We start from the raw sequence: 918 nt of genomic DNA, 5'->3' as shown, positions 1-918 counted from the left end.
CTAGCTGCCTTGTTGAGCATATCTATCCACAAGTTGGCTTAGACAGCGTCGCATTATTAGAGCATTGCGGCTTCGAAGTGCTGTTTCCCAAATTTCAAAGCTGTTGCGCCCAACCGGCATATTAACTCTGGCGCCAAGGATCAAGCGCAAGAAGTCGCAAAACAAACCATTGATTTACTGAGCAAATACGATCTCCCCGTAGTAGTACCTTCCGCTTCATGCGCAGACATGATTAAAAAACACTTCCCTCTATTGATGAATAGAAGACTCTCACTACTCAATGCTTGCAAAAAATCTGTCTGAGAGGTGCTTTGAACTGATTCAATTCATTTCACCATTCCTACCATCCATGAGCGATGAAAAAGAATCTATTGCTCTTCACGTGTCATGCTCTGCAAGACGTGGAATCAAGAGCGAAGAGTCTTGGGTAACATCACTTCAAAATTCAGGACATGTAGTCGAGCAACCAAATTATCAAAATGAGTGTTGCGGCTTTGGTGGCACCTTTTCGGTGAAAGCACCCGAAATATCGTCTGTAATGGCTGAAGATAAATGCAAATCTTTAATGGCATTATCCCCGACATTTACATCTGGAGATTGCGGCTGCCTGATGCATTTAAACGGATATGCCGACAAAAACAAACTAGTCCTAAAAGGGAAGCACATTGTAAGCATACTTACAGAACGTTATGGAGTTTCCGATGTCAGATAACTTCAGAATTCGGACTGTTGATGCGCTATCCGACGATTCGTTGCAGAACAATTTTCGTGGAGCGATGGATTTTCTCCAAGACAAAAGACACCAAGCATTTCAAGACTTAGAGTTCGAAAAGTTACGAAGTGAAGGCGCAGATATTCGAAAAAATGTAATTGCTCACTTACCCGATCTTCTTGAGAAACTGGAAAGGAAGTGCATCG

Annotated in this window: 2 protein-coding genes and 1 pseudogene; all 3 read left to right on the top strand. The window is 42.6% G+C overall.

Going from position 1 to position 918, the window contains the following annotated elements; genetic code table 11:
* A partial coding sequence (locus A3762_RS28965; RefSeq protein ID WP_369820714.1) for a heterodisulfide reductase-related iron-sulfur binding cluster occupies positions 1 to 125 on the top strand: 125 nt, incomplete at its 5' end.
* A gap of 224 nt (positions 126 to 349) precedes the next feature.
* Entirely contained in the window at positions 350 to 712 is a 363-nt protein-coding gene (locus tag A3762_RS22015) for a (Fe-S)-binding protein (RefSeq protein ID WP_068763766.1), read from the top strand.
* Positions 702 to 918: pseudogene (locus A3762_RS22010) on the top strand ((Fe-S)-binding protein); the annotation flags it as partial. The gene A3762_RS22015 and the pseudogene A3762_RS22010, both read left to right, overlap by 11 nt.

The sequence above is a fragment of the Oleiphilus sp. HI0125 genome (assembly GCF_001635355.1).
This window is presented reverse-complemented; position numbering and strand designations above follow the sequence as displayed.